This window comes from Candidatus Protofrankia californiensis (genome assembly GCF_900634765.1).
In the GTDB taxonomy this organism is placed as follows: Bacteria; Actinomycetota; Actinomycetes; order Frankiales; family Frankiaceae; genus Protofrankia; species Protofrankia californiensis.
The window spans coordinates 8,574-10,848 of record NZ_CAAAFT010000395.1 but is presented as its reverse complement, the minus strand read 5'-3'; the positions used below and the strand labels follow the sequence as shown (position 1 = coordinate 10,848).

At 70.5% G+C, this 2,275-nt stretch carries 2 protein-coding genes and 1 pseudogene; all 3 read left to right on the top strand.

What is annotated here, in order from left to right:
- Positions 1-478, top strand: a pseudogene (locus DD1DGNOD_RS20290) (pyridine nucleotide-disulfide oxidoreductase); the annotation flags it as partial.
- Entirely contained in the window at positions 475-840 is a 366-nt protein-coding gene (locus tag DD1DGNOD_RS20285) for a 4Fe-4S dicluster domain-containing protein (RefSeq protein WP_131770830.1), read from the top strand. The pseudogene DD1DGNOD_RS20290 and the gene DD1DGNOD_RS20285, both read left to right, overlap by 4 nt.
- A gap of 193 nt (positions 841-1,033) precedes the next feature.
- The coding region (locus tag DD1DGNOD_RS20280; RefSeq protein WP_165036921.1) for a sulfatase-like hydrolase/transferase at positions 1,034-2,275 on the top strand (1,242 nt) is incomplete at its 3' end.

Here is a 2,275-nt window from a genome sequence, read left to right as displayed (position 1 = left end):
TCCCGGGCGCCCGGCCGGCTGGCCGTCAGCGCCCCTCACACCCGCCGGCGGCGCGGGGCTGCGCGCCCGGGAAGGCCGTGGCGACCTGCGGTACGAGGAGGTGGTGGCCACCGTCCAGGATCGGGTGCTGCCGCTGCGGCACAACAGGTTCAGGACCGAGACGGACCTGCGCGAGTCACTGGCCGTCCTCGACTCGCTGTGGCCGGCCGTCGTCGACGGGCTCGCGCCAAGCGGCGACGCCCACACCGTCACCCCCACCCGGGAGGCCGCGGCGATGCTCGCGCACGCGCGGTGGATGTACCGCAGCGCGCTGTCGCGGCCGGAGAGCCGCGGGCTGCAGGTCCGCCAGGACCGGCCGGAGGCCGACCCGGCCATGGCCCACCGGATCCGCGTCGGTGGTCTCGACCAGGTGTGGACGGCCGCCGAGACCACCGCCATTCCTGACCTTCGTCACGCCGAGGAGGTGGCGGTCCCGTGATCGAGGTGGTCAGCGGCAGCCGGTGCATCGACTGCAACATCTGCGTCGAGGTGTGTCCCACCAACGTCTTCGACGCGGTCGACGGCGGCCATCCGGTGATAGCCCGGCAGCCCGAATGCCAGACCTGCTTCATGTGCGAGGCCCACTGCCCCGCCGACGCGCTGTTCGTGGCGCCGCTGGCGGGTCCGGCGCCGGCCGGGTCGTCGCTGCGGGACGAGGCGTTCCTCGAAGCCCACAACCGGTTCGGGGAGTACCGGCGCTGGCTCGGCTGGGGCCACGGCCGCCGACCCGGCAGCCTCATGGATCGCAACCACGTCTTCACCGCACGCTTCGGCACGACACCGGAGGCATCCGGCCGGTGAGACAGGTGGGGACTCCGACAACGGACACTGGTGGCTACCAAAAGCAAAAAGACGATTACCGAAAGCGGATAGTCGACAGTAGATGACCGACGTCTGATCATCCACAGCAGCCGATGGCCGGCAGTAGATGACCGACGGCCGAAGACCGAAGATGACGCACGATCCGACCAGCGACGAGGCAGGGAACAGCTACATGTCGACGTCCCGCGAGCCCGGGCCCCGGCCCGTCCCGCATCCCGCTCCCACCGGCGCGCGTCGCGACCCGTACACGGGCTTCGGCGGTCGGATCGGGCGCACCTTCGGCGAGTCGGAACCGGCGTGGCCGTCCCGCGTCCGTCCGGAGGGCCGCGCACCCAACATCGTCGTGGTGCTGGTCGACGACATGGGTTACAGCGACATCGGCCCGTTCGGCGCCGAGATCGCCACGCCGACCCTGGACCGGCTCGCCGAGCAGGGCCTGCGGCTGACCAACTACCACACCATGCCGCTGTGTTCACCGGCCCGAGCAGCTCTGCTGACCGGGCTCAACCCGCACCGCGTCGGCTACGCGATGGTGGCGAACGCCGACCCCGGATTCCCCGGCTACGGGATGGAGATCGCCGAAGACATCCCCACCCTGGCGGAACTGCTGCACGACACCGGATACGCCACCTATGCGGTCGGCAAGTGGCACCTGGCGCGCGACTCGGCGTCCAACGCGGCCGACGACCGGCGCAACTGGCCGCTGCAGAAGGGCTTCGACCAGTACTACGGCGTCCTGGAAGGGCTCACCAGCCTGTTCCATCCGCATCAGCTGGTACGGGACAACAGCCCGCTGGACATCGACGACCTGCCCGACGGCTACTACTACACCGACGACATCACCGACCAGGCGATCTCGATGGTGACGTCGCTGCGGGCGCACGACGCCGACAAGCCGTTCTTCCTCTACGTCGCGCACAATGCCGTACACGGTCCGTTGCAGGCCAAGCCCGAGGACGTCCTGCGCTACCGGGGCCGCTATGACGGCGGCTGGGACGCGCTGCGGGAGGCCCGCTTCGACCGGCAGCTCGCGGCCGGCCTCTTCCCCGCCGACACCCGGCTGCCGCGGCGCAACTTCGAGGCCGGACACGAGGTGGGCGCCTGGGGGGAGCTCTCCCCGGAGCAGCAGCGGCTGTACGCCCGGTACATGGAGGTCTACGCCGCCATGGTCGACAACATCGACCAGAATCTCGGGCGGCTGCTGGACACCCTCGCCGCGCTCGGGGACCTGGACAACACGATCGTCGTCTTCACCTCCGACAACGGAGGCACGGGCGAGGGCGGCGCGGAGGGCACCCGCAGCTACTTCAAGCGCTTCGTCCAACATCCGAAACTGCCCGCCGACTGGGACCCCGACGTCGAGCGCGACCCCGAACTGATCGGCGGCCCGCGCAGCCTGGTGCACTACCCGCGC